At 43.9% G+C, this 2134-nt stretch carries 2 protein-coding genes; one reads left to right on the top strand and one right to left on the bottom strand.

The annotated features are described in order from the left end of the window. The coding region (locus tag WB217_RS00140) for a MurR/RpiR family transcriptional regulator (protein WP_423989492.1) at positions 1 to 780 on the top strand (780 nt) is incomplete at its 5' end. Positions 781 to 1049: 269 nt separating this feature from the next. Here the strand turns inward: WB217_RS00140 and manA are convergent. Beyond that, entirely contained in the window at positions 1050 to 1994 is a 945-nt protein-coding gene (gene manA, locus WB217_RS00135) for a mannose-6-phosphate isomerase, class I (RefSeq protein WP_423989490.1), read from the bottom strand. Positions 1995 to 2134 lie beyond the last annotated feature (140 nt).

The raw sequence follows: 2134 nt of genomic DNA, 5'->3' as shown, positions 1-2134 counted from the left end.
GGTATAATCAGTGAAATAACGCTATACAAGGAGCAGACAATGGGATATATCATTGAACATTTTGCCCATGCGATACCATCGCTAACCCATGCGGAAAAGCATGTACTTTACTATATTGAATCGAATTTGGAAAAGGCGAAGCAGCTGTCGCTGACTGCGATGGCGGAGGCAAATAATGTAAGCACAACGACCATTGTCAGGATGTGCCATAAGCTTGGACTTGAAGGATTTACGGAGTTGAAGTTCTTTTTGAAGGGAATTGAAAATGAACAATTGCCAGGTGAAAAAAATCCGCTGGACCGATATAGAACGGATATCAGTAACACCTTAGCTTCCATTCAGCTCGAGGAAATTGAAAAAATAGCAAATGAGATTACTCATTCCAGCCGGGTGATCATCGTGGCCGTAGGACTCTCAAAAATGATGGGTGAGTATTTCAGCAAGCTGTTCATGCAGGTCAACAAGACGACGATTTACGTTTACGAATCGCACATCATTGACATACTGACCAACATGCTTGAACCAAAGGACATGGTCATCTTCATCTCATCAAGCGGCGAAACAAAGACCCTTACGAAGATTGCAGAAAAAGTAAAATACAAAACAAGACAGACCCTTGCCATCACCAATGCACCAGACAGCACACTCGCAAACCTGACCGAATACTCCCTAAGCGCCAGCGTCCAAAGAATAACATTTGCCGGTTACGACCTCACCGCCAGATCAACACTCGTCATGCTCATTGATCTATTATTTGAAGTCTATTTGAAGAATAACTGAACCATGGAGCGTGAACATGGGCGTGAACATGGGGACGGTTCTCGTGTTCCATTTTGGAACAGAAAAATGGGGACGGTTCTCGTGTTCACTCTAAAATAAAAAAGCAGCAGCCAGTATCCTTGTTAGGAAATGGCTGCTGCTTTTGGTTTTTTGGCTGATTATTGCCTCGGCCTATTTCGCTTTAGTCTTTCGAAGGACTGACCGATAAAAATGACTATCAGAGACCCCATTTATTAATCAAACGTTTGATTAATTTTTTTCAGCTGGGATTATAAATGCGAAACAATCAATTCAGCATTCCCACTAAGGTCAAATTCCCCAAATCCAGAAGGAAGAAGGAAATGATCACCCTTTTCGAAGGTGTACGTTGCCTCACCTTTAATCAGTGATCCAGACCCTGAAATAACACTAACAAGCTCAAAAGAATGATTCTGCCCTAGCTTTGCACTGCCTTCCAGTTCCCACTTATGAACCGTGAAATAGTCGCTTTCTACAAATGTAGTGACTTTCATATCTCGTGTTGTTCCAACAACCGGCTCGATCTCCGGCTGAACGGCAGGAACCGTCGTAACAGCAATCGACTGCTCAATGTGAAGCTCGCGCAAGTTCCCTTCATTATCTCTGCGGTCATAATCATAAACCCTGTATGTTGTATCAGAGTTCTGTTGAGTTTCAAGGATGACGATCCCCGCACCGATTGCGTGGACTGTACCGCTTGGGACAAAGAAGAAGTCGCCTGGCTTAACAGGTACTTTCGTCAGCAACTCGTCCCATTTTCCTTCATGGATCATCGCTGCCAACTCTTCTCTTGTTTGAGCAGTATGGCCGTAAATGATCTCTGCTCCCTCTTCACAATCGATGATATACCAGCATTCTGTCTTCCCCAGGTCGCCTTCATGCTTGAGACCATATTCATCATCAGGGTGTACTTGGACTGACAAGTCTTGGGCTGCATCAAGAATCTTAGTCAATAGCGGAAAACGGTCTCCCTCGATATTGCCGAACAGCTGGCGCTGGTTTTCCCATAGCTCACCTAATGATAATCCCTTAAACTCACCGTTCTTCACAATACTCTGACCATTGCTGTGTGCAGCAAAAGCCCAGCACTCACCTGTTTGAGCGGAAGGAAGCTCATAGCCAAAGGATTTCAGCTGCTCCCCGCCCCAAATACGTTCTTTAAAAACTGGTTCAAAAAATAATGGCTGTAATGACATGTAATTAGACCTCCAACGTTTCATTAAAACTTCTATAATAGTAACATGAGGGAAAGTTGCTAGTAAAACTCTCCCATTAATTCTCCATTTCCTTAGGCAAACTTTGCGGGCAGTGAAACATGAGAACCGTCCCCATGTTC

The sequence above is a fragment of the Mesobacillus sp. genome, from assembly GCF_049588175.1.
Taxonomy (GTDB): domain Bacteria; phylum Bacillota; class Bacilli; order Bacillales; family Cytobacillaceae; genus Mesobacillus.
The sequence above is the reverse complement of the archived record's forward strand: the minus strand, read 5'-3'. Positions and strand labels throughout refer to the sequence as shown.

Bases quoted from the DNA above. Each gene is read 5' to 3' on its own strand.
- manA (WP_423989490.1), bottom strand. From the start codon at position 1,994: ATGTCATTACAGCCATTATTTTTTGAACCAGTTTTTAAAGAACGTATT.